The organism is Hymenobacter cavernae, from assembly GCF_014641455.1.
Classification (GTDB): domain Bacteria; phylum Bacteroidota; class Bacteroidia; order Cytophagales; family Hymenobacteraceae; genus Hymenobacter; species Hymenobacter cavernae.
The window spans coordinates 82,764-106,842 of record NZ_BMHT01000006.1 but is presented as its reverse complement, the minus strand read 5'-3'; the positions used below and the strand labels follow the sequence as shown (position 1 = coordinate 106,842).

Genomic DNA, 24,079 nt, shown 5'->3' with positions numbered 1-24,079 from the left:
TCGAAGAACAACCTCTTGCAACTAAATTATCACTCTCTCTCGCCTGTCTCTACCCATGCAAAACGATAAGATTGTAGTCGGCCTCGATATTGGCACCACAAAAATTTGCGCCCTCGTTGGACGAAAAAACGAGTTTGGCAAGCTTGAAATCCTCGGCATGGGCAAAGCGGTGTCGGAAGGCGTCGTACGGGGCATCGTGTCGAACATCGACAAGACCGTTGATGCCATTAAAAAGGCCATCCGGCAGGCGGAAGAGCAATCGGGTATCAATATCGGCGTAGTCAACGTTGGTATTGCCGGGCAGCACATCAAGAGCCTGCAACACAACGGCAGCATCACGCGCGCTTCCATGGACAACGAAATCACCGTGGACGACGTGAACCGCCTGACCAACGATATGTATCGCCTCGTGACGCCGCCCGGTTCGGAAATCATCCACGTAATGCCCCAGGATTACAAGGTGGACTACGAGGAAGGTATCATGGACCCCGTTGGCATGTCGGGTGTGCGTCTGGAAGGCAACTTCCACATCATCACGGCCCAGAGCACGGCAATTAACAACATCAATAAGTGCGTGACCAAAGCCGGCTTAGAAATCGACAACCTGATTCTGGAGCCCCTGGCTTCGAGTATGTCGGTGCTGAGCGATGAAGAGAAGGAGGCTGGTGTGGCGCTGATCGACATTGGTGGCGGCACCACCGACCTAGCGATCTTCAAAGATGGGATTATCCGGCACGCAGCGGTGCTGCCTTTCGGTGGCAACATCGTTACGTCGGACATCAAGCAAGGCTGCCTCGTGATGCAAAATCAGGCCGAGCAGTTGAAGGTGAAGTTCGGCAAAGCCATTGCCGAGGAAGCCAGCGACTACGAAATCGTGAGCATCCCCGGCCTGCGCGACCGTGCCCCCAAAGAGATTTCGCTCAAGAACCTAGCTCATATTATTGAGGCTCGGATGGAGGAAATCATCGAGCTGGTATACGCTGAGATTCAGCGCACTGGTCACGGCGACAAGCTGGCAGCCGGCATCGTGCTGACGGGCGGCGGCTCGCAATTGCAGAACCTCGTGCAGCTAACGGAGTATATCACCGGTATGGATACCCGTATCGGCTACCCCAACGAGCACCTAGGTAAGAGCAAGATTGAGGCAGTGAAGTCGCCGATGTATGCTACTACCGTGGGGCTGGTGCTGTCGGGTTACCGCTCGATTGATGAGCGCGTTACCCGCACCTACGAAGAGGAGCCGCAGCAACAGCATGTGTTCCGCCCCGTAACTGAGGCTCGCCCGGCTACACCGCCTGCACCGGCGCAGCAGCCCGAACAACCTGCCCAGCCGAAGAAGCCTTCGGGTGCTGGCAAGTTCTTTATGGACATCATCAGCCGTACCAAAGGGCTGTTGATTGACGATTTTGACGATAAGCAGTATTAAAATGTAATGTTGAATTTTAAATGTTGAGTGTTGAATTAATTCGTTGAAACGGAGCTGTTTGACCCTCATTTAACATTCAACCTTCAACATTTAACATTTCTCAAATGAATTATAAATTCGACATCCCGGCGCAATCCAACTCCATCATCAAGGTGATTGGCGTGGGTGGGGGCGGCTCTAACGCTGTCAACCACATGTTTAGCCAAGGTATCAAAGACGTTGAGTTCGTCATTTGCAACACGGATAAACAAGCGCTGCAAAGCAGCTCAGTACCGAATAAACTCCAGATTGGCGTTGACCTGACCGAAGGGCTAGGTGCCGGCGCCAACCCGGAGCGGGGCAAGCAAGCCGCTATTGAAAGCCGCGAGCAAATCCGCGAATTGCTCAGCAATGGCACCAAGATGGTCTTTATCACGGCCGGCATGGGTGGTGGTACGGGCACGGGTGCCGCTCCGGTAATTGCGAAAGTGGCAAAGGAGCTAGGTGTGCTCACCGTAGGCATTGTGACGGCGCCCTTCATGTTTGAGGGCAAAAAGAAGCGTCAGCAGGCGGAGCACGGCATCAAGGAGCTGAGCGAAAACTGCGACACGGTGCTGGTGATTCTCAACGATAAACTGCGCGAGATTTTCGGCAATCTGCCTATCCGTGCCGCTTTCGCCAAGGCTGATAATGTGCTGAGCACCGCTGCGAAGAGCATCGCGGAAATCATTACTGTCACGGCAGAGGTGAACGTGGACTTCGAAGACGTGAAAACGGTGATGAAGGACAGCGGCGCTGCCGTAATGGGCAGTAGCATCACGGAGGGCGAAAACCGCGCTCATCGTGCCGCTGAAGAAGCCTTGGCTTCGCCGTTGCTCAACAACACCGACATTCACGGCGCGCAGAAGATTCTGCTCAGCATCATGTCGGGCGACCAGGCCGAGCTGGAAATGGATGAACTCACGGAAATCACGGAGTACATTCAGGATAAAGCTGGTCAGGACGCTGAGGTGATTTTCGGCCACGGCATCGACTCGACCCTAGGTCAGAGCATCCGCGTGACGGTTATTGCCACGGGTTTCGCTCGCGAGACGCACAACATCAGCATCCAGGGCCTAGGTACTAGGGCAGAGTCAACTGCGGGGCCTGATCCGCAGATCAACCTGTTCGACAAAGATCGGCAGGATGCGCCGGCACCCGTCGTGCCAACGTTTGGAGCGCCCGCACCAGTTGCTGCTGCTCCGGAGCCGCCGAAAGTGACCTTTGATCTGGAAACTTCACCTTACACGGCGCAAGTGCCGCCGGTTGCCGCGCCTTCGTCGCCGGCACCGGAGCCGGTGGTGTACCAGGCCGCACCGCAGCCGCAGCCAGTTCCGGCCCCCACGCCAGCTGCACGGCCATCGTTGGATGCCCGGGCGGAAGAGCGCCGTCGTCGTTTGCAGGAGCTCAGCAACGGCCTCACAAATGATGCTATCAAGGATCAACTCGATACGCCGGCTTACTTGCGTCGCCATGTGAAGCTGGAGAATGTAGTGCCCTCAAACGAGCGCAACATCTCTCGCTTCAACCTCTCCGACGACAACGAGCTACTAGGTGATAACCGCTTTCTGCACGACAACGTGGACTAAGCATTAGGTAGTAAATACAAAAAGCCAGGCCGGCTGAAGATTCTTCAGCCGGCCTGGCTTTTTGTATCAGGTTCATTCCTACCGCGGTACCGTTGTGGTTGAGTCGGTGAGCTGTGCCTGATTCATATTCATCGGATCAGCCATTTCGCGGTCGGCGGTAGAGGTGCGCGAGTGCGAGGCAACGCTACAGGCCGATAGGGCCGTGAGCAGGAGCAGGACGAAAAAGCGAGTAAGGTTCATGCAAATTAGAGCTACTTAAGGGTGGTCAGTTGGCAGAAGCCGGTGAGCGTCGTAAAAGGCGATTCAGCGGCTGCTCCACTGTATAATAAAGTACAATAGCTAGAATATTTAGTATGACAAAAAGCTTGCCTGAATTCTCAGTCCAATGCGTTGCCAGCCAATCGTGGATAAACCCCATGTGGATCAGATAAAAGACATAAGAGCTTTTGCCTAATAGCTGCAACGGCTTCGAGGCCAGCAGCCTCTGTAGCCAGGTGCGTTCAATAAGCAGGCCAGCAAAGAAGGTAATGATGCCGCCGGGTAGCGCCACGTTGTTCAGCGCGACACCGAAAGGGTGTTCCTGCCCATAGCTATAATCACCTTTCGTCCAAACCATAGCACTTAATGCGGCAGCTATCATCAGCAAACCTAGGCTGGTAAGCAGGCCAGGAAAGGCGTAGCGGCGGAGGCGCCCTTGGCGATACCAAATGGCTAGCTGCATGCCGGCATAAAATTCAAAGCAGCGCCCAAAAAAGGTGAACAGCAGCATAAATTTGAAATCACCGAACAAGCCATGATGCTGAAGCGAACCCAGCGTTAGCACCAGCAAACAACCTAGGCCTAGCAGCAAAAACGGTTGTAACCAGAGCTTTATCCGGCGTCGCAGGAGCATAAAAGCCAGAGGAGCAAACAAATAGAAACATTCCTCAACGGTGAGCGTCCAGCCCTGCGCGATGCCCGAGTACTTCATCTCATCGAAGAAGCCACGCAGAAAAAGGACGTTAAACAGCCAGGTACGAAAAGCGAAATGCCCTTCATCATAAAACCGCAGCAGGAAAAAGGCAGTGGTGAGCAGGAAATACATCGGGTAAATCCGAGCCACGCGGTTGCGCAGGTAAGTGCCCCACCAGCGCCGGTTCCATTGCTCAGTGCCGTAGTAGCGCAGGGTAATCAGGAACCCACTGAGTACAAAGAAGATCGGAACCCCGATGTGAAACTCCAGCACAATGCGGTTGAGCAACTCCGTAGATCCTTCCGCTTGAAAAGGGTTGAAGTGGTGGAGAAAGACCAGGTAAGCCGCCAGCGCCCGTACGCCCGTCAGAGCAGGCAGATAGGTAGTCGAAAGTGCACGCGGCTGGGGAGGCGCGGAGCGGAGGGTAGAAGGGGCCATGAGCGGAGAGATACAACCGCAAGATAGGAGCCTACCTAGCTCAGGTTACTGCTCTCAGCTGGAAACTTTTGGCTTCAAGGCTTGAATGGATCCGAGAAGCGCGGGTCCTGGATGAACGTCGAATCGGTGAGGCTGTTCAGGAAGGCAATAATCTGCTTTTTCTGTGTGGCTGTAAGCGCCAACTGGCTGCTAAACGGCGAGTTGGCAGCATCCAGCAGGTTGGGGTCCAGGTTAGGACTGGTCAGCTGGACATGGTCGCTGTAATGGTCGAGGACCTGCTCCAGAGTTTGAAACCGGCCATCGTGCATGTAGGGCGCCGTCAGGGCGATGTTGCGCAAGGAAGGCGCCTTAAATTTTCCATTATCAAAGCCTTGCTTGGTCACGCCACCCCGACCTAGGTCGGTGAACGTCGCATCGAGGCCGTTGTTGAAGAAGTCGCGGGCGGTGAACAGCGGCGCGCCGTGGCAGTGAAAGCAGTTGGCGCCGGGCAAGGTAACGGGTACCGGATGGGTATTGAACAGGTTAAGGCCTTGCAACTCTTGCTGGGTCAGCGAAGACCGGTCGCCGTTGTTGTACTTATCGAAGCGCGAGCCGGCGGAAATCAGCGTGCGCTCGAATTGCGCCAGCGCCTTGAGCGTATTTTCCTCGGTGATGATTTTCGAGCCGAATGCCTGCCGGAAGAGGGGCGGATACAGGTCCGTCTGCTGAAGCTTGGCTACGCCAGCGGCAAGCGACTGGTGCAGCTCTACCGCATTTTCAATTGGAATACGCGCCTGCGTTTCTACTGTCGTGGCGGCTCCATCCCAATTCAAACTATTTTCCCACAGCACGTTAGCCAGCGACATCGCCCCGCGTGGGTGCTCTTGCCCATCGATGCCCAGGGAGCGTGCGCGACCGTCGGTGAAGGCTTTGCTCTGCTGGTGGCAGCTGCCGCACGACATACTATTGTCGCGCGACAGTTTGCTTTCGTAAAACAGAAACCGACCTAGCTTCACGCCTTCTTCCGTCAGCGGATTGTCGGCCGGAATGGTGACGGTCTGCGGGAACTTGCTCGGCAAAGCCAGGCTGTACGGCGTCGTCACGACTGGCGTGTCATCGTCTGGTTCCTGCTCCGGGTCGTTCTTGCCGCACGCTACCAGCAGTAGAAAAGCCAGAGCCGATGCCCAAAGCCAGGGAAACAAGCGAGGAATATGGGGCACCATAGAGCGTAAGGCGAAAATTGTACTTTAAGATACTGATTTGCGGCCACAACACGGCAGAGGTAACCTAGGTTCAGGCGCGCATTACGCATCCTTAACGCGCTTACACCCGCCAGATTGCAGGGCTGTTTACTCGGTCTTCTTTTTGAGTAAGTACTTGGTTTGCTTGAAACTATAGCCCGCAGCCACCACAAAGCGTCCCGCGCTGGCCGGGTGGTCAGTCAGGGCTGTGTACACCGGAAGCTGAACGCTGGAGTTCAGCGAGAAGTTCTTGTAGTACACATCGAGACCGGGCCCGAGCAAGGCATTGTTCATCTCATGCTCGCCCGTTAAGCGTCCTTCCAGCTCTTCCCCGTTGGTTTTCTCGTAAAAGAACTGTGCTGAGGGGTACACCTGCCAGTCCGAACCTAGGGGCAACCGATAGAACAGGCTGGCAAACGTGGTGGTGCTGGGGGCGATGCTGTTCTCGAACCGATTGCGCGAGGCCACGCGGTAGCTGCTGTTCACGCTCAAACCTAGGTTGTGCCAGCTTCCGATGTAATTGGCGTACACGAAGCCATCGGTAGTGCCCGTACCAACCTGATTCAGAAGCGGGTAGCGTCGACCGTTGTGGTTTACCCGCTGAAAATCGCCGGTGGGCAGCTTCAGGCCACCACCCACAATCAGACGGCTCTGCACGCCGGCCGTTTCGATGTTCCGGATCAGGTGATAGCCGGCGAAAACCGTGACGTCGCCAATACCGGAGGTGTTCAGCTGCTTGCCGTTAATCTGCGAAGTGTTCATCACGTAGGGCACAAAAGCGTTCAGCTCCACGCGTTTAGATAGAAAGTACTTGCCGCGCAGCTCTATCACCCGGAACGCTTCGTAGTCGGTCGGGTCGCTTTGGTGCGAGTGCTCGTAGCCGGTGTCGTTGTTGAAATGGCTCGGAAAAAACGGGCGGACGTTATCCGGAAAAAACTGTGGCGTTTGCCCCAGCTGCCGGTAGCCATTGAAGATGCGGTAGCGGTGCATCAGCGAAATTCCGCTTTGATTGTCGTAAGGCGTGATGCCCATAAAGCAGCCGCATATGTCGCAGGCATAGCCCGCAGTGCTTAGGAGCAGAAGCAAAATGACGGTGAGAAAAATGTTCTTCATGAAGCTAGGTTGGTGCAGTACCAATATGATTTATAAGAAGTTATGTGCCAGGTGAGCACATGCGCCGTTCTCATTGCTGCCGCTCGGCGAGCCGCTTATCCTTGATAAACTGCTCATCCGTGAGCGTCGCTAAAAAAGCGAGCAAGTCGGTTTTCTCCGGCTTAGTGAGCGAAATACCCAGGCGGCCATCCGGCTGCCGGAGCAGTGGATCGAGGGTGGGCGAATCAACTACACCATTAGCGTAATGGTCGAGCACGTGCTTCAATGTCTGAAAGCGGCCATCGTGCATGTAGGGTCCCGTCAGAGCCACGTTGCGAAGCGAAGGCACTTTGAAGCGACCTAGGTCTGTTGAGAGGCCGGTAATATGCGCTCGACCAGAGTCAGCGGCGAAGCTGCGGTCTAGGCCATTATTGCGGAATGAATCATCACTGAACAGGTCGGTGGCGTGGCAAGCCGCGCATTTCTGCACAAACAACAAGCGGCCACGCTGCTCGGCGTCGCTGAACTGACCGCCCGCTTCCTGCCGCACGTAGTGGTCGTAGCGCGAGTTGGCTGAGGTAAGCGACGCCGTGAATTGTGCCAATGCCCGCAGAAACTGGTACGAATCGATAGGCGATGCGCCATACACCTGCTGAAAGCGCCGTTGGTAATCCGGGTCGGCGTTGAGCTTGCGGAGCGCGTTTTCCAATGTTTCATCCATCTCCACCGGGTTGGTAAGCGGCGCCAGTGGCAAGGTTTCCAGGTTTTGCGGGCCACCATCCCAGAAGAAATTTCGCTTCCAGCGCAAGTTTTGTAAGGCTGGCGCATTGCGCGTACCCAACAAGCCATCGACGCCGTGACTCACCCGATGATCAGCGTGCGCAAAGGCGACAAACTGCTGGTGACAACTCCCGCATGACACGTCGCCCGTGCGCGACAGCCGCGGATCGTAGAACAGCGTACGACCTAGCTCAAACACTTCCCGCGTCGGCGCATTAGTCTCCAGGGTGTATACCGGAGCCGGAAAATTGTTGGGCAGCACCGTACCGGGCACTGCTTCCGTGGGCCGCACATCGGAGTCGGGCTGACAGCCGGCTGCGAGAAGCCCTGCCAGCACAATAGCTGGCAGGATTTCCACCAAACGGTTCACAACCGGCTAGTTAGCGTGGATATGATCCACGGAAAACATACCTGCCGCGTAGTTGTCAGCAACACGCACGGCATTGGCGCCCGCGCTGTGACTGGTGCTGCTGGCGTCGGCGAAGCGCATTCCCGTGAACATCTTCAGCACATCTGCGTGGAAGTGAATCTCCGGCGTATGATCGGTGCGCACCATCACCGTTTTGCCATTAAAAGAAGGCGAAACCGTCCGGATGGTATTGTACGGCTTCATGAAGCCACCGATATGAAACACAAGCGCCTTACTAGGTGAATCCGGCGAAGTACCTTCGAGCTTAAGAAAGATGTAGCCTGAGTTCCAGCTCCAAAACATGTCATTGGAGGGGTCTAGTGCACCTCGTTGAGCCCCAGATACATTGTGCAGACTATCTACCCCGATGGTGAAGTTGATGCTGGTGTAGTCGCCGATGGGCACATCCGGAATCGTGAAGTGATGCGAAGTGGCATCCGATTCCTTCACTAAGTAATAGCTATCAGGCTGCACGAACTCCGTGCCGTCGGCCTTCTTTAGCTTAATGTTGGAGATGTAGTAGTTGAACTTCGTAACGGTGAAATGGTCGCCAGCTTCGGTAGTGTAGGTGCCTGTATTAAGCGCCAGTGGGGTAGTACCTACTACGTTCTCTATTTCAATGTCTAGTTCACCGGTGTTGCTAGCCGGTGAGGAATCGTCTTTATCGCAGCCAGTAAGGCTAATGGCAGTAATAGCCAGCGCTAGAAAAAGCGCGGAGAATCGAGAGAATAGCATTTTTCAAAAGCTTCGGGTAAAACAGAAAGACAGGTGCGCGCTGATGCAACCATAAGCTGTATCAGTGCAAGCACCGCAAATCGGAATTCAGACCAGAAGTGAAGGAGGATGAAAAATGCTGTGCGCCGGCGTAAATACGTAAGCCTCTGCTGCTACGGCTGCATACTGGTGCGCAGCAGACGGCCACCACATTGGCGCACTGATGAGAGGCCGATACGGAGCTAGGGCCTCGTACTTAACTTTTGCAGTGCCTGCCGGCGCTTTGCTTTCAGTCTCAGCTGCTTTGCGGAGTTGCTTGGCCAAGTGGCACTTGCCATTGCAATGCAGCTGAGGCTTGGCCTTGTTAACACAGAAAAGCTGCGTGATGCGCTCCTTGTGCACCTGGTAATCCAACACCATCAGCTCCTGACTGAACGTCTGAAGCAGGATGAGTGCGGAAAGAAACCAAGCGACCAGGCGAGCCATGCAGGAGCATGTTAGTGAGGTGGTAAATATACAGCTTGTACCTAGGTCGCCAGCTGCTTTCCAAAATTTCCTCCGGAAGCTACCAGCGTTAGAAGGCGAGGAGCTGCGTCGCTTGTTCGGCTAAGAGCTGCTGGTACAGTGGGTTCGTCAGCTCGCCGTCGGCCGTGAGGTGCTGATCAAGAAAGGGCAGCCGAACCCGCGTGGGGAGCACTGCCGTTCCCAGATACATCAGAATATCAGTCATATGGCTTAGGGCTAGCAAGCCGCCCTGACTCCCGGTACCCAGTCCTACCAGCGCCGCTTTCTTGCCCCGAATACCACCAGGGTAGGGGAGCCCATCAATAAAGGCCTTGAGTACGCCGGGATAAGAGCAGTTGTATTCCGGTACTACAAAAACCAGCTTTTTCGCTTCACTAGCAAGCTTCACGAGCTGGTTGAACTCGGTGTGCTGGCCAACATTCTCATAAAGAGCGCCCGTGATAAAGTCAGCCGGAAGCGTAGCCAGATCAAGAAGCTGGTACGCGGCGCCTTGTTTTTTCAATAGATCCGCATACAAATGCGCAATGCGAAGTGCCCGCGATTTTGGCCGGTTGGTGCCTGCAATAATGGTAATCATTCAGCTTTCGTAAAAGGGAAGTTAGCAGGTAACAGATAAGTGCGGTATTTGGCTAAGAAAGATGAGGATCAATTTGAGAAACCTAGGTTTGGGCAATGAATTAGCAATAAAAAAGCGAACCAGCAAGCTGGTTCGCTTTTTTATAAAATGCTGGTTCAGAAGGTTTAGGCTAGGTTGTTAGAAGTAGCCTTTGCCGAAATGAACTCGCGGTTTAGAATAGCAATGTTTTCAAGAGAGATGCCTACTGGGCATTCTGCTGCACATTGGCCAATGTTGGTGCAGGCGCCAAAGCCTTCCTTGTCCATTTGTGCAACCATGTTTTCCACGCGGGTTTTGCGCTCCACCTGGCCCTGGGGCAGCAAAGCTAGCTGAGATACTTTCGCCGATACAAACAGCATCGCTGAGGCATTTTTGCAGGCAGCTACACAAGCACCGCAGGCAATGCAGGTAGCCGCTTCAAAAGCACGATCAGCAATAGGTTTTGGAATCGGAATCTCATTGCCGTCAGGGGTACCACCGGTGTTCACGCTTACATAGCCACCTGCCTGAATAATGCGGTCGAAAGCTGAGCGGTCTACACTTAAGTCACGGTTAACCGGGAAAGCATTTGCACGCCAAGGTTCAATCGTGATGGTATCGCCATCGTTGAACTTGCGCATGTGGAGCTGACACGTAGTAGTGCCCTTCTCTGGACCATGCGCCCGGCCATTGATAAACAGATTACACGAACCACAGATACCCTCGCGGCAGTCATGGTCAAATGCTACCGGATCTTCGCCTTTGTGTAGCAAATCCTCGTTGAGCACATCCAGCATCTCCAGAAACGACATTTCCGGGGATATATCCTTTACATGATATTCCACGATGCCACCTTCGGCGTTGCGGTTTTTCTGCCGCCACACCTTCAGCGTGAGATTCATGGGTTTGGCATTCGGGTTACTTCCAGCCATTTTAGAGTCAATTAACAATTAGTAATGAGCAATGAACAATAAGTGCTGAGTATAAGTGGCTTTTAGAACCGCCAAAATTGCTCATTACTCATTGCTCATTGTCAATTGATTTTACTTATAGCTACGCTGCGTGAGCTTCACGTTCTCGAATTGCAGTTCCTCCTTGTTCAGGATTTCCGGCTTGCCTTCACCTGCGTATTCCCAAGCGGCTACGTAGGCAAAGTTTTCGTCGTCGCGTAGGGCTTCGTTTTCCGGCGTCTGGTATTCCTCGCGGAAGTGACCGCCGCAGCTCTCGTTACGTTGCAATGCATCTTCCACCATCAGCTCGCCTAGCTCGATGAAGTCAGCTACCCGGCCGGCATTTTCTAAGGCTTGGTTTAGCTCTTCATTGGTACCGGTTAGCTTCAGGTCGCTCCAGAACTCCTTGCGCAGCTTCTGGATTTCAGCTTTTGCGTGCCGCAAACCTTCAGCGTTGCGCGCCATACCGCAGTACTCCCACATGATATGACCTAGGGCCTTGTGGAACTCGGTAGGAGTCCGGTTGCCCTTGATGCTTATCAGCTTGTTAATCCGCTCCCGTACTTCAGCCTCAGCTTGCGCGAAGGCCGGATGCTGGGTCGTGACAGGCGTTGGCGGCGTTTGGGCCAGATAGTCGCCGATAGTATAAGGGATTACGAAGTAGCCATCAGCCAAACCCTGCATCAGAGCCGAAGCACCCAAGCGGTTAGCACCGTGGTCTGAGAAGTTGCACTCGCCGGTAGCATACAGCCCCGGAATCGTGGTTTGCAGGTTATAATCTACCCACAGGCCGCCCATTGTGTAGTGCACGGCCGGATAGATGCGCATCGGCAACTCGTAGGGATTCTCACCGGTAATCTTCTCGTACATCTCGAACAGGTTGCCATACTTCTGGCTCACCTTGTCCGCGCCCTCACGCTTGATTACGTCCGCAAAGTCGAGGTATACGGCCAAGCCGGTTGTACCCACACCGCGACCTTCGTCGCAGGCCTGCTTGGCATTACGCGATGCAACGTCGCGGGGCACCAGGTTACCGAAAGCCGGATACTTACGCTCTAGGAAGTAGTCGCGCTCATCTTCCGGAATCTGGCGCGGGTCACGCTTGTCACCCTTGGCTTTTGGTACCCACACCCTGCCGTCATTACGCAGCGACTCCGACATCAGCGTCAGCTTCGACTGGTAGTCGCCCGAAACAGGAATACAAGTCGGGTGAATCTGCGTGAAGCAAGGGTTGGCAAAATAAGCACCTTTCTTGTGAGCACGCCAAGCAGCAGTTGTGTTGCTGTATTTAGCGTTGGTGCTCAGGTAGAACACGTTGCCATAGCCACCCGTAGCTAGGATAACTGCATGAGCTGCGTGCGTCTGAATTTCGCCTGTGATGAGGTTGCGGGTGATAATACCACGCGCTTTGCCGTCTACCATCACCAGGTCCAGCATTTCGGTGCGGGTGTAGAGCTTCACCTTGCCATAAGCAACCTGCCGGCTTAGTGCTGAGTAAGCACCTAGCAACAGCTGCTGACCCGTTTGACCGCGGGCATAGAACGTGCGGCTTACCTGCGCGCCACCGAAGGAACGGTTAGCCAACAAGCCACCGTATTCGCGGGCAAAAGGCACACCCTGCGCTACGCACTGGTCAATGATGTTGACCGATACCTGCGCCAAGCGGTAAACGTTGGCTTCGCGGGCGCGGTAGTCACCACCTTTGATAGTGTCGTAGAACAAACGGAACACCGAGTCACCATCGTTCTGGTAGTTCTTGGCCGCATTGATACCACCCTGCGCTGCAATCGAGTGCGCGCGCCGGGGCGAATCGTGGTAGGTGAAGGCTTTTACGTTGTAGCCTAGCTCAGCAAGCGAAGCTGCCGCCGAAGCGCCTGCCAAACCCGTACCGACGATAATGACGTCGTACTTGCGCTTGTTGGCGGGGTTTACGAGCTTAACGTTAAACTTATGCTTCTCCCATTTCTCGGCCAATGGGCCCTCGGGAATTTTGGAATCCGGTAGCATCTTAGTGAGCGAGTTCTGGTTTGAAGAAGAAGAAGTACAAAGGCATAATCGCGAACCCGGCGCACACAAGAACAGCGAATGCGTAACCAATAGCGCGGATAATCGGCGTGTATTTGCGGTGATTCAGACCTAGGGTCTGGAAGGCACTGCGGAAACCGTGGATGAGGTGGTAGCACAAAGCAACCTGCGCCGCTACGTACAGCAGCACATACCACCATTGTTTAAAGGAGCTGTACACCAGGGTGTAGAGGTCCGCGTTGTTGTTAATATCGGGGTCCAGATCGCCGAACCGGGCCCGATAAAAGAAGTTATACATGTGCACCAGCAGGAAGACCAGAATAATGGTGCCTAGCAGTGCCATGCTACGCGAATACCAAGGGCTATTCTGACTCGGCCGGCTTTCGACATAAGCAACGGCACGCGCTGCCCGGTTCCGAGCCGCCAGCGTATACGACTCATAAATATGGAATACAAAGCCCAGCAGCAGCACCCATTCTAGAGTGCGAATGACAGGGTTGGTACCCATAAAGTGTGAGTAGATGTTGAAGGCGGCACCACCATCGTTTTTGAACAACTGAAAGTTGCCAATCAAGTGGACCACTAAGAACGAGCACAGAAACAAGCCCGTGATGGCCACCAGAACTTTGCGGCCGATGCTGCTGCTAAACGTGTTACTAATCCAACTCATAGGAGCTACTAGTGGGTAAAAAAGGTTGGTTGTAGTGGTCAAAGGTAAGGGGCACCCGTGTACGAAACAACGCAAATTATTCGTTTGGGCTGTACATGAATCTATCCTGCCCCAGTGCCGTTAGAACGTAACAACGCAATAGCTAACCTAGCTCTTCCGGTTTTTGTTAGGTTTTCAGAGGTTTTTTCTGCTCTTTTTTCGTGTTCCTGCTTCACAACCACGTTCCTGTATGATACTTCCGCTACCTGCTTCTACCAGGCGGTTGCTGCTGGCATTATGGGTAAGCTTACCCTTCTTGCTGCTGCTAACAGCTCCTATCGCTCGCGCCTCTCACCTTAGGGCTGGCGACATTCAAGCCAAAGTGGACACGACGGCCGGGCGTAATCCGCGACGCATCTTCTTCAAGATGATTCTGTACACGGATAACAACCCTGCAAGTGTACGCCAGCCTACTGCAACTATCTTTTTTGGTGACGGTACCAGCAGCGGCGTTGAGGCGATAAAGCGCTCAACAAACGATCCTATTCGAGTATCGAACACAACTGACCTTAACGTTTACTATTTCGAGCACACTTACAATGCACTCGGAACTTATACGGTGAGCTTCATTGGCGAAAACCGTAACAAGGACGTCTTAAACATTCCGGATTCTTTTAACCGGTCTTTTTATATCTCTACCACCATCACTCTCGATCCGGCCCTAGGTTTTAACCGTTCGCCGATTTTGACGGCCCCAGCTATCGACCGCGCCGGGCGTAATCAGGTGTTTCTGCACAATCCGGCTGCCTACGATGCCGACGGCGATTCGCTGAGCTATAAGCTGGTGCCGTGTCAGTATGTGCCGGAAGGCGTGGAAGGAACAGTACCGCCCAGAGGCACTAATCGCCCGAACAATCAGGTTTGTCCCGGTTATACCTACCCCGATAACCCTTCTTTTGGCGGGGCCAGCGTGCCGTATAGCGGTCCGCCGAGCGACCCTGGCGGTGGCCCCGTGCGGTTCACTCAGAACGTGCGCACCGGTCAGATTGTGTGGAATGCTCCGAACACCCTAGGGTATTATAATGCAGCCTTTGTAGTAGAAGAGTGGCGCCGCATTGCTGGTGCTCCAGCACGCCGCATTGGGCAGGTAATTCGCGACATGCAGATTATCGTGGAGGGAAATAATAACCTGCGGCCGGTTATTAAGGTGCCAAACGATACGTGCGTAGTGGCGGGCACCACCGTTTCGCGCGTTATTACCGCCACTGACCCAGACCGCAATCCGGTGAACTTGTTCGCTTACAGCGGTATTATTCCGCCGGCTACGTTCCGCCAGACGACCCTAGGTCCGCCTACGGCGCAGGGCACATTTACCTGGACAACCGATTGCTCCAATATTGCCAGTGAGCCCACGCAGATCGTCTTTAAAGCGCAGGATAATCCTACCAGCGGTTCGCCGCTGATTGATGAACGTGCGTGGCGCATTACGGTAATCGGACCGGCACCGACTAATTTCGTAGCACAACGGCTACCCAATAGTCCATCCACAACAGTGCTGACCTGGGACCGGTATGTGTGCCAGAACCCGGGCGCACAGATCCTGATCTACCGCAAGGAGGGCCCGTCTAACTGGCAGCCAGGGCCTTGCGAAACAGGTATTCCGGCCTCCACCGGCTTCGTGCAGATTGGTGCCGTAAACGGCAACCAGACCACTTTCACCGACGCCAACAACTCTGGGCGCGGCAGTACGTTCTGCTACCGCATCTACGTATCATTTCCCCGCCCGGCGGGAGGAGCCAGCCTGGCTTCAGCTGAGGCCTGCGTGACTTTGGAAGGTCCACGTACGGTACTGACCCACGTTACGGTGGATCGGACTGACACCGTTGCAGGGCAGATTACAGTGCGCTGGAGCAAGGCGAGCAGTAGTGACCCCATTGCATTACCGGCTACTTACCGACTTTTTCGGGCACCGGCTGGCAGTACGGTATTCACGCTCGCCCGTGAAACCAATGATCTGAATGACACTACCTATGTAGACAGCGGGCTTAACACGCGTGACAATGGCTATACGTACCGTCTGCAATTCACTCCTAGGGGCGTGACCAACCCAGATGTGCCGCCCACCGCCTCGAGCGTGCGGCTGAGCGGACAAGCCAACGAAGGAGCCACCCAAGTGAACCTAGCCTGGAGCTACACGGTGCCGTGGAACAATGCCACGCCCGAGCGCCCCACAACGATCTACCGGCGTGACCCTGGCAGCACGACGTTCGTGGCCGTGGGCACGGTGCCAAGTGGAGCCACCGGCGGCAGCTACGTTGACCGCAGCCCGGGTCTGGTACGCGGCCAAACCTACCGCTACTACGTGCTGACCAGCGGCACCTACAATACCCCGCGCCTGCCCGATCCGTTGCTCAACCAGAGTCAGGAGGTAGACGTGGAGTACGTGCCGGTGCCGTGTGCGCCGGTGCTCACGGTGGCGAACAACTGCGAAGCACTGGCAGCGACGGTGCTCACCCGCGCCGGTGTGTTCCCGGCTCCGGGCGAGACCTACACCAACACCCTGCGCTGGCAGCTGGGCGCGAACTCGCCAACGGGCTGCGACAACAGCGACATTGACCATTACGACCTCTTCTACAAGCTCAACGGGGAGAGCAGCTACCAGTTCTTAGCCTCGACCAAGGAACAGCAGTACGCGCACACCAACTTAGAGACGCAAACCTACTGCTACACGGTGCAGGCCGTGAACAAGTACAACCGACGCAGCTTGCCGAGCGACTCGGTTTGTGCCGACAACTGCCTGTTGTTCCTGCTGCCCAACATCTTCACCCCGAACGGGGATGGGGTGAACGACACGTTCCGGCCCAAGGTGGCGAGTCCCTTGCGCCGGGTGCACTTCACGGCCTACAACCGCTGGGGCGTGAAGGTGTATGAGAGCCAGAGCAACCCGCGCATTGACTGGAGCGGGGAGGGAGCGAACGGGGAAGGCACCAGCGGGGGCAAAGTCTCGGAAGGCGTGTACTACTACCAGGCTGAGGTGGAGTTTGCCGACCTGAACGGCACCAAAAAGACCTTCAAAGGCTGGGTCCAGATCAACCGCTAACCTAGGTTTGGCAATAGTCTGACGCATTGCCTACCTTCATGGAATCTAGTTAAAAAACCGGCTAGGTTCTCATATGCTTCGTCAGCTTTTTATTCGTTCTGAACGGTCATTATTAGCCCTACTAGCGCTGTTGCTGGTAGGGCTGATTTTTTTGCCCACTGCCCAGGCATCTCACATCCGGGCCGGCGATATACAGGTCAAGAGTGATACAACAGCAGCCCGCAATCCAAGGCGCGTGTTCTTCAAAATGATTCTGTACACGCAGACATCCAGCGATGCTATTGCGTACCAAGAAACTATCTTCTTCGGAGATGGAACAAGCACTGAAAAGGGTGCGGTAGTACGGGCCAACAATCCGGGTGGAGGAAAGGGAACCTCAATCGGGAATAATACCGATATAAACGTCTTTTACTTCGAGCACACTTATAATGCGCCGGGCACTTACACGGTGAGCTACATTGGCGAGTATCGCAACGCTAATGTGGTAAACATGAATAACTCGGCGAGCCAGACCTTCTACATCCAGACGACTTTTTCGCTGGACCCGGCCCTAGGTATTAACCACTCGCCGGTGCTGAAAGCGCCCGCCGTCGACCGGGCAGCTAAGGGGCAGGTGTTTCTGCACAACCCGGCCGCCTACGATGCCGATGGTGATTCACTATCCTATCGGCGGATTGAAAGCCGGCAGGTTGCTGATGGAGTAGATGCGACGCTTCCACCAAGGGGGGATTACCGGCCCAAGGTTACGATATGTGATAACTATACGTACCCGGACGCGGCCAAATTTGGCGGAACTACGGTGCCCTTCGGCGGCAACCCCTCCGGTAGTCCCGATGCTGAAGCGGGCAAACTCGGTGGAGGAGCCGATCCGGGGGGCAACCCTGGCACGTTCACCCTGAATAAATACACAGGTCAGATCGTCTGGAATGCGCCTAATCAGACCGGGTTCTACAACGTAGCCTTTATAGTGGAAGAGTGGCGCCGAATACCGGGGGCGCCCCCGCGGCGGATTGGGCAGGTGGTGCGCGATATGCAGATCATCGTCAATCCTAGCTCCAATCTGCGCCCCGCCATTATGATCCCCACCGATACGTGCGTCGTAGCGGGCAGGGCATTTAAAGGGAATGTGACGGCCACTGATCCGGACAATAATCCGATAACGCTGAACGCGTATAGTGGAATTATTCCGCCCGCCACGTTCCGGCAGCTGTCGAACAGCCCGGCAAACCGCGCCCGTGGGGTATTCAACTGGACGCCTGAATGCGCCAACATCGCCAGCGAGCCGACGCAAGTCGTCTTCAAAGCAACCGACCAGCCAGCGGCAGGAGTTGACCCGCTGATTGACGAGAAAGTGTGGCGCATCACGGTGGTAGGTCCGCCGCCGACCAATCTGGTAGCGCAGCGCTCCACCACCAACCCCGCAGCCGCCGTGCTGACCTGGGACCGATACGCGTGCCAGAACCCCGGCGCGCAGATCCTTATTTACCGTAAGGAGAATCCATCTTCCTTCAAGCCGGGCCCTTGCGAAACGGGCATTCCTGCTTCCACGGGTTTTGTGCGCATCGGCGCGGTGGCCGTTGATCAGCGCTCGTTCGTGGACGACCGCGCCGGACAAGGGCTGGAGCGGGGCAAAACCTATTGCTACCGCATCTACGTGGCGTTTGCGCTGCCAGCGGGTGGGGCTAGCATTGCCTCCGACGAAGCCTGCATTACGCTGGATGGGGCAAGCACCATCTTCACCAATGTGACCGTTGATCGGACAGATGCTACCAACGGCCAGATTACGGTGCGTTGGACCAAGCCGCGCATGGCCACTGCGTTCCCGCTGCCGCTACGCTACCGCCTCTCGCGGGCGACAGGCACCAGCGCGGCCTTCGATTCAGTGTACACTACCTTCAACCTGAATGATACCGTGTTCGTTGACCAGAAGGGGCTGAACACGCGAGATAATGCGTACACCTACAAGCTGGAGTTCTTCACCAACAATAACTCCAGCGGCAAGCCCGTGCCGGAAACGCCGCCCACCGCCTCGAGCGTGCGGCTGAGCGGGCAAGCTAACGAAGGAGCCACCCAAGTGAACCTAGCTTGGACGTATAGCGTGCCGTGGGATAACGCAACGCCTACACGTCCCACAACGATCTATCGGCGTGATGACCCCAATAGCACGACGTTCGTGGCCGTGGGTACGGTGCCAAGTGGAGCCACCGGCGGCAGCTACGTTGACCGCAGCCCGGGTCTGGTGCGCGGCCAAACTTACCGCTACTATGTCCAGACAAATGGTACGTACAACAATCCGAAGCTGCCGGATAATCTATTGAATAAGAGTCAGGAGGTAGACGTGGAGTATGTGCCGGTGCCGTGTGCGCCGGTGCTCACGGTGGAGAACAACTGCGAAGCACTGGCGGCGACGGTGCTCACCCGCCCCGGCGTGTTCCCGGCTCCGGGCGAGACCTACACCAACACCCTGCGCTGGCAGCTGGGCTCGAACTCGCCAGCGGGCTGCGACAACAGCGACATTGACCATTACGACCTCTTCTACAAGCTCAACGGGGAGAGCAGCTACCAGTTCTTAGCCTCGACCAAGGAACAGCAGTACGCGCACACCAACTTAGAGACGCAAACCTACTGCTACACGGTGCAGGCGGTGAACACCTACAACCGGCGCAGCTTGCAGAGCGACTCAGCCTGTGCCGACAACTGCCTGTTGTTCCTGCTGCCCAACATCTTCACCCCGAACGGGGATGGGGTGAACGACACGTTCCGGCCCAAGGTGGCGAGTCCCTTGCGCCGGGTGCACTTCACGGCTTACAACCGCTGGGGCGTGAAGGTGTATGAGAGCCAGAGCAACCCGCGCATTGACTGGAGCGGGGAGGGAGCGAACGGGGAAGGCACCAGCGGGGGCAAGGTCTCGGAAGGCGTGTACTACTACCAGGCTGAGGTGGAGTTTGCCGACCTGAACGGCACCAAGAAGACCTTCAAAGGCTGGGTCCAGATCAACCGCTAACCTAGACCACGGATTCCTCCGGTTTTTCGGAGTCCGCAGATTTCGTGGACAGATCGACTGATTTAGTTTAACGACAGATAAGCTAGGTTGCTGTATAGAAAAAGGCGCACGGGAGTGCGCCTTTTTCTTTTGCCCCAAGATTGCGCAGATTGCGCCACTTTTCGCGCCAGTCGTTGAAATCGTCTACACAACCCGCGTAATTCGAATAATCCGCCCAAATCCGTGGTCCACACAATGAAAGCAGTTATTTTTCCCGGTCAGGGAAGTCAGTTTAGCGGCATGGGCCGCGACTTATATGAGCAGCAGCCTGCTGCCCGTCAGCTCATGGATCAGGCCAACGAAATCCTAGGTTTCCGCCTGACCGACGTCATGTTCACCGGCTCCGACGAGGACCTGCGCCAGACCAACGTCACGCAGCCTGCCATTTTCCTGCACTCGGTGGCCTTGGCCGCCAGCCTGCCCGATCTGGCTCCGGCGATGGTAGCGGGGCACTCGCTGGGCGAGTTCTCGTCGCTGGTAGCCGCCAAGGTGCTGAAGTTTGAGGATGCTCTGCAACTGGTAGCCCAACGCGCCCAGGCCATGCAGGCCGCTTGCGAAGAACAGCCCGGCACGATGGCCGCCATCCTAGGTCTGGATGACGACACGGTGGCGCGTATCTGCCAGGAAATCAGCGCGGCCGGCAACGTGGTGGTGGCGGCCAACTTCAACTGTCCCGGCCAGCTGGTGATTTCCGGTAGCCAGCGCGGAATCGAAATTGCCTGCGAGCAGCTGAAGGCCGCGGGTGCCAAGCGTGCATTACCGCTGCCGGTGGGCGGGGCCTTTCACTCGCCGCTGATGCAGTCGGCGGAGGCAGCCCTGGCCCGCGCCATTGAGCAGACACCTTTTGCCGCCGGCATTTGCCCCATCTACCAAAATGTAGACGCCACTGCCCACCGCGACCCCGACGAAATCCGCCAGAACCTGGTGCGCCAGCTCACCGCCCCCGTGCGCTGGACTCAATCGGTGCAAAACATGGCCGCTGACGGCGCTACCGAGTTCGTGGAGTGCGGACCTGGGAAGGTATTACAAGGCTTGGTGAAGAAGATTGCGCCGGCTGTGACGGTTAGTTCGGCGGTGATGTAGATTCTCGAAATACAAAAACAGAACAGCCTGCTGATGATTCAGCAGGCTGTTCTGTTTTTGTATGGCTAACGTTTAATTATTGATATCCAGTCAAGTGGTACGCTTGAGGTAGAATTCAATTTTACCATACGTTTTTATCTTTTCCTATTGATGTGTATACCTCGTTTGCACTTCTTAACAGCCGATCTTTAAACGCATTTGGAAAGAATTTCATTTGTAATTTTGTCTTTAATAGACTCAACTGGCTCAAGAATGAATTCTTATTTTCTCTCAGCTTATTTGCTTCGTCTATGGTTAATATCTTGTTTATATTTTTATTAAAATCGACTTTTAATAGTGGAAATTCAGGTGTGCTCTCTCCTGTTAAAGTTACTTGGCTATTTAGTAGCTTACTAATTGAAATCATAAAATATTCAATACTTTCAAAATCGATTAATGAATTTATCTCTTTTGGATCAATATCAAACTCAATCTGATCGGATAGAAAGAAATAGCAATGTACATTGATTCCTTCTAAATATATCTTAAGCGTTTTGGCTTCTATCTCACCGGTTGCATCACTTAAATACTTGACTACATGCTCCTTGTTAATTTGGTTGCTGTCATCTTCGCCAAATCTCAAGTCGTAATTAGTATTTAGGAAGTCTATAAGCCTTTCCCATTTTCGAAGGGTTACGTCTTGAACGTAAATGTCAATTAGTGAACCGTCTGGCTCAAAAATCCACTTTATGTCATTCCAGTTTCTTGTCATGTTAAAGTGCTGACTACTATCTGTATTTATGTGGTATTTTTAATTTGTAAATAAGTAAATAGATTAGGCTAATTATTGAGGGGCAATCCTATGAAGTTGGGCTATGCGGAAAAAACATCAATTTTTACTACACCCAGCTCATCCGCACACACCGCCAATAATTGCGCCACCGTGCGACCTAGCTTTGGATGCACTACATCCGCCGCAATTTCGGCCAGCGGCACCAGCGCAAACCGGCGCTCGGGCAGGCGCGGGTGAGGCACTTGCAAGCTAGGTGTATCCAACACAGTATCGCCGTACAGCAGAATATCCACGTCGAGGGTGCGGGCGCCCCAGCGGACCAGCCGCTCGCGGCCCGCTAGCTGCTCCACGCGCTGGCAGGCATCGAGCAGCGCCTCCGGCGCTAAAGAGGTTGCAAGGCGCACCGCCTGGTTCAGAAAAGCCGGCTGATCTTCCAGGCCCCAGGCCGCCGTTTCGTAGAGCGCCGATTGGGCCGTGACGCGGCCGGCCAACTCACCTAGCTGCGCAACGGCCGCGTGGAGCGTAGCGGCCCGGTCGCCGAGGTTGCTGCCCAGCAGCAGGTAAGCGGTTGATGTGTTCACTAACCTAGGTTTTTGAAAAAGCTAATGGTGCGGTCAGCTACTTCCTGGGCGTGTTCAGGCAGCGTATGCTGGGGCCACGGATGGCCGCCACCAAACGCGTGATTGGCGCCGGGGAGAATGACCATCTCGGCATCAGGCTTCCAGCTTTTCAGGTCGTGCGCCATTTGCAGCGGCAAGGTTTCATCCTCGTCGCCGTGGAGTATGAGCAGCGGCTGCCGCAGCTTGGTGCGCACATTCACCGGAATATCGAGCCGGGTCCGGTTTGCCTGAAAGTCTTCGGCTAGCTGATAGTAAAGTGGCATTCGCTGACCCGTGCGGCCATTTTCGATGTACTGTACGCCGTTGGCCTGCCACTGGCGCATCACCTCGGCGGGCCAGCGCTGGTCGTAGTCGCTCATGGGCGCCCAACCGGCCACGGCTGTCACGCGCGGGTCTTCGGCCGCTTTCAGTAGCACCAAGCCGCCACCGCGGCTATGGCCAATCAGGAACAAGCGACCTAGGTCGAGTTCGGTGGCGGGTAGCGGCGTGGTGCCGGGTTGATGCAAGGCATCGAGCAGCGCACCTAGGTCGTCGAGCTCGATGCTGAAGTTATTGTGCCCGAAGGCCTCCATGTCTTCCAGGTCGCCGGAGCCACCGGGGACCACGCCATTGTGCGACAGATTAAGCTTCACGAACACAAAGCCTTGCTGGGCAAAATAATCAGCCAATACATTGAAATGGCCCCAGTCTTTGAAGCCTTTGAAGCCGTGCACAAACACCACCAACGGCTTGGGCTGCCCATCGGCCAAGTAGTGCGCATCGGCTTCAAATGGGCGAGAGTGGGAAGGGCTGGTCAGCAGAAAATCGACAATGGTAGGAGAGTCGGCCATAAAAGCTAGGTAGTAGAAACGAAAGCAAGGAAGCAAAAGACGGCTATAACGGCTCCAAAGTGCGGCAAAAACCTGCTACTTCGCGGTGTTACACGATTCCAAACCGTTGAGTAGGTTTGTCGGTTAGGAAACCGCCCCGCCCCGCCGTATCATTGCGGCGCCTTGAGTTGCTCAAGCTTTACGCATGAAAAGTACGCTGGACGTTATTAAGGCCCCGATTGCGGCCGAAATGGAGGAATTTGAACACAAATTCCGCGCGTCCATGCAGAGTAGGATTTCCCTGCTCGACAAAATCATGAACTACATCGTGAAGCGCAAGGGCAAGCAGATTCGGCCGATGTTCGTGTTCTTCACGGCCAAAATCAGCGGCGGCGACCCACTTCCCGAAGCAACGTTCCGCGGCGCGGCTCTCATTGAGCTGCTGCACACGGCCACCCTCGTGCACGACGACGTGGTAGATGAATCGAACTACCGCCGCAGCTTTTTCTCGGTCAATGCGCTCTGGAAAAACAAGATTGCGGTGCTCGTCGGCGACTATCTGCTGAGCAAAGGCCTGCTGCTAAGTTTGGAGAACAACGATTTTGAGCTGCTCAAAATCGTGTCGAATGCTGTGCGCGAGCTGAGCGAGGGCGAGCTGCTGCAAATCGAAAAAGCCCGCCGCCTCGACATCACCGAGGACGTGTATTTCGATATTATCCGCCAGAAAACGGCCTCGCTGATTGCCTCGTGCTGCGCCGTGGGCGCGGCTTCGGCCGGCGCCGATAAGGAAACCATTGAGCGAGCTAGGTTATTTGGCGAGAAAGTCGGCATTGCTTTTCAGATCAAAGACGACTTGTTCGACTACGGCACGGCCGAAATCGGCAAGCCCGTTGGCATCGATATCAAGGAGAAAAAGATGACGCTGCCGCTCATCTACGCACTGCAACAGGCCGATTGGCTCACCAAGCGCCGCGTCATATTCAACGTGCAGAACAACGACGGCCGCAAAGACCGGGTGCAAGCCGTTATTGATTTCGTGAAAAAATCCGGCGGCCTCGACTACGCCGTGCGCCGCATGCAGGAGTACCGCGATGAAGCCCTGCAACTGCTTTACACCTTCCCGGCTTCGCCGGCGCGCACTTCGCTGGAGCAGTTGATCAACTACACGATTGAACGAGAGAAGTAAGTCTGAACCACGGATTCGACGGATTTTTCGGATTCCACAGATTTTGTAGACGATTCGCTTCCGCTCTCTTTCTGATTTATTCGG

At 55.1% G+C, this 24,079-nt stretch carries 20 protein-coding genes; 6 read left to right on the top strand and 14 right to left on the bottom strand.

Translation table 11 applies throughout. From position 1 onward, the window contains the following. Positions 1–55: 55 nt before the first annotated feature. Both ftsA and ftsZ read left to right on the top strand, forming a co-directional pair. A complete protein-coding gene (ftsA, locus tag IEX74_RS16415; protein ID WP_188815107.1) occupies positions 56–1,426 on the top strand; it encodes a cell division protein FtsA in 1,371 nt (456 codons plus the stop codon). 104 nt (positions 1,427–1,530) lie between these two features. Continuing rightward, positions 1,531–3,033 (top strand): cell division protein FtsZ, encoded by a 1,503-nt coding sequence (gene ftsZ, locus IEX74_RS16410; RefSeq protein ID WP_188815106.1) that lies wholly within the window; start codon positions 1,531–1,533, stop codon positions 3,031–3,033. Between the two features lie 78 nt (positions 3,034–3,111). Here ftsZ and IEX74_RS16405 read toward each other — a convergent pair whose 3' ends face one another. From IEX74_RS16405 to IEX74_RS16355, 11 genes are all read right to left on the bottom strand, one after another. Then, the gene (locus tag IEX74_RS16405; protein WP_188815105.1) at positions 3,112–3,273 is read right to left on the bottom strand and encodes a hypothetical protein; all 162 of its coding nucleotides are present in this window, start codon (positions 3,271–3,273) and stop codon (positions 3,112–3,114) included. A 25-nt stretch (positions 3,274–3,298) separates the two neighbouring features. Beyond that, entirely contained in the window at positions 3,299–4,423 is a 1,125-nt protein-coding gene (locus tag IEX74_RS16400) for an acyltransferase family protein (protein WP_188815104.1), read from the bottom strand. Positions 4,424–4,497: 74 nt separating this feature from the next. Next, a complete protein-coding gene (locus tag IEX74_RS16395; protein WP_188815103.1) occupies positions 4,498–5,625 on the bottom strand; it encodes a cytochrome-c peroxidase in 1,128 nt (375 codons plus the stop codon). A 126-nt stretch (positions 5,626–5,751) separates the two neighbouring features. Further along, the gene (locus tag IEX74_RS16390; protein WP_188815102.1) at positions 5,752–6,756 is read right to left on the bottom strand and encodes a hypothetical protein; all 1,005 of its coding nucleotides are present in this window, start codon (positions 6,754–6,756) and stop codon (positions 5,752–5,754) included. Positions 6,757–6,826: 70 nt separating this feature from the next. Beyond that, positions 6,827–7,885 (bottom strand): cytochrome-c peroxidase, encoded by a 1,059-nt coding sequence (locus tag IEX74_RS16385; protein ID WP_188815101.1) that lies wholly within the window; start codon positions 7,883–7,885, stop codon positions 6,827–6,829. A 6-nt stretch (positions 7,886–7,891) separates the two neighbouring features. Continuing rightward, positions 7,892–8,659 carry an MbnP family protein gene (locus IEX74_RS16380; protein ID WP_188815100.1) on the bottom strand — a complete coding sequence of 256 codons (768 nt, stop codon included), beginning with the start codon at positions 8,657–8,659 and terminating at the stop codon, positions 7,892–7,894. 87 nt (positions 8,660–8,746) lie between these two features. Next, entirely contained in the window at positions 8,747–9,124 is a 378-nt protein-coding gene (locus IEX74_RS16375) for a hypothetical protein (protein ID WP_188815099.1), read from the bottom strand. 88 nt (positions 9,125–9,212) lie between these two features. After that, the gene (locus IEX74_RS16370; protein ID WP_188815098.1) at positions 9,213–9,740 is read right to left on the bottom strand and encodes an NADPH-dependent FMN reductase; all 528 of its coding nucleotides are present in this window, start codon (positions 9,738–9,740) and stop codon (positions 9,213–9,215) included. Positions 9,741–9,904: 164 nt separating this feature from the next. Further along, entirely contained in the window at positions 9,905–10,660 is a 756-nt protein-coding gene (locus tag IEX74_RS16365; RefSeq protein WP_188815421.1) for a succinate dehydrogenase/fumarate reductase iron-sulfur subunit, read from the bottom strand. 141 nt (positions 10,661–10,801) lie between these two features. Then, entirely contained in the window at positions 10,802–12,715 is a 1,914-nt protein-coding gene (locus IEX74_RS16360; RefSeq protein ID WP_188815097.1) for a fumarate reductase/succinate dehydrogenase flavoprotein subunit, read from the bottom strand. A 1-nt stretch (position 12,716) separates the two neighbouring features. Beyond that, a complete protein-coding gene (locus tag IEX74_RS16355; protein ID WP_188815096.1) occupies positions 12,717–13,403 on the bottom strand; it encodes a succinate dehydrogenase cytochrome b subunit in 687 nt (228 codons plus the stop codon). Between the two features lie 229 nt (positions 13,404–13,632). Between IEX74_RS16355 and IEX74_RS16350 the strand changes: the two genes are divergently transcribed. The 3 genes from IEX74_RS16350 to fabD all read left to right on the top strand — a co-directional run bounded on the left by IEX74_RS16350 (position 13,633) and on the right by fabD (position 20,608). Then, positions 13,633–16,482: a T9SS type B sorting domain-containing protein gene (locus tag IEX74_RS16350; protein WP_188815095.1), complete on the top strand. Its 2,850-nt coding sequence runs from the start codon at positions 13,633–13,635 to the stop codon at positions 16,480–16,482. Between the two features lie 247 nt (positions 16,483–16,729). Next, the gene (locus IEX74_RS16345; RefSeq protein ID WP_188815094.1) at positions 16,730–19,486 is read left to right on the top strand and encodes a T9SS type B sorting domain-containing protein; all 2,757 of its coding nucleotides are present in this window, start codon (positions 16,730–16,732) and stop codon (positions 19,484–19,486) included. A 234-nt stretch (positions 19,487–19,720) separates the two neighbouring features. Continuing rightward, a complete protein-coding gene (fabD, locus tag IEX74_RS16340; RefSeq protein ID WP_188815093.1) occupies positions 19,721–20,608 on the top strand; it encodes an ACP S-malonyltransferase in 888 nt (295 codons plus the stop codon). A 121-nt stretch (positions 20,609–20,729) separates the two neighbouring features. On the opposite strand, the gene IEX74_RS16335 is transcribed toward fabD, so the two are convergent. The 3 genes from IEX74_RS16335 to IEX74_RS16325 form a co-directional block, all read right to left on the bottom strand. Beyond that, entirely contained in the window at positions 20,730–21,359 is a 630-nt protein-coding gene (locus IEX74_RS16335; RefSeq protein ID WP_188815092.1) for a hypothetical protein, read from the bottom strand. A gap of 101 nt (positions 21,360–21,460) precedes the next feature. Further along, positions 21,461–21,961, bottom strand: a complete 501-nt coding sequence (gene folK / locus IEX74_RS16330) for a 2-amino-4-hydroxy-6-hydroxymethyldihydropteridine diphosphokinase (RefSeq protein ID WP_188815091.1) — start codon at positions 21,959–21,961, stop codon at positions 21,461–21,463. Further along, a complete protein-coding gene (locus IEX74_RS16325; RefSeq protein WP_188815090.1) occupies positions 21,961–22,830 on the bottom strand; it encodes an alpha/beta hydrolase family protein in 870 nt (289 codons plus the stop codon). The genes folK and IEX74_RS16325 overlap by 1 nt, the downstream gene beginning before the upstream one ends. 184 nt (positions 22,831–23,014) lie before the next feature. Between IEX74_RS16325 and IEX74_RS16320 the strand changes: the two genes are divergently transcribed. Further along, complete coding sequence (locus tag IEX74_RS16320; RefSeq protein WP_188815089.1) at positions 23,015–23,995, top strand: polyprenyl synthetase family protein; 981 nt, start codon at positions 23,015–23,017, stop codon at positions 23,993–23,995. Positions 23,996–24,079: the final 84 nt, after the last annotated feature.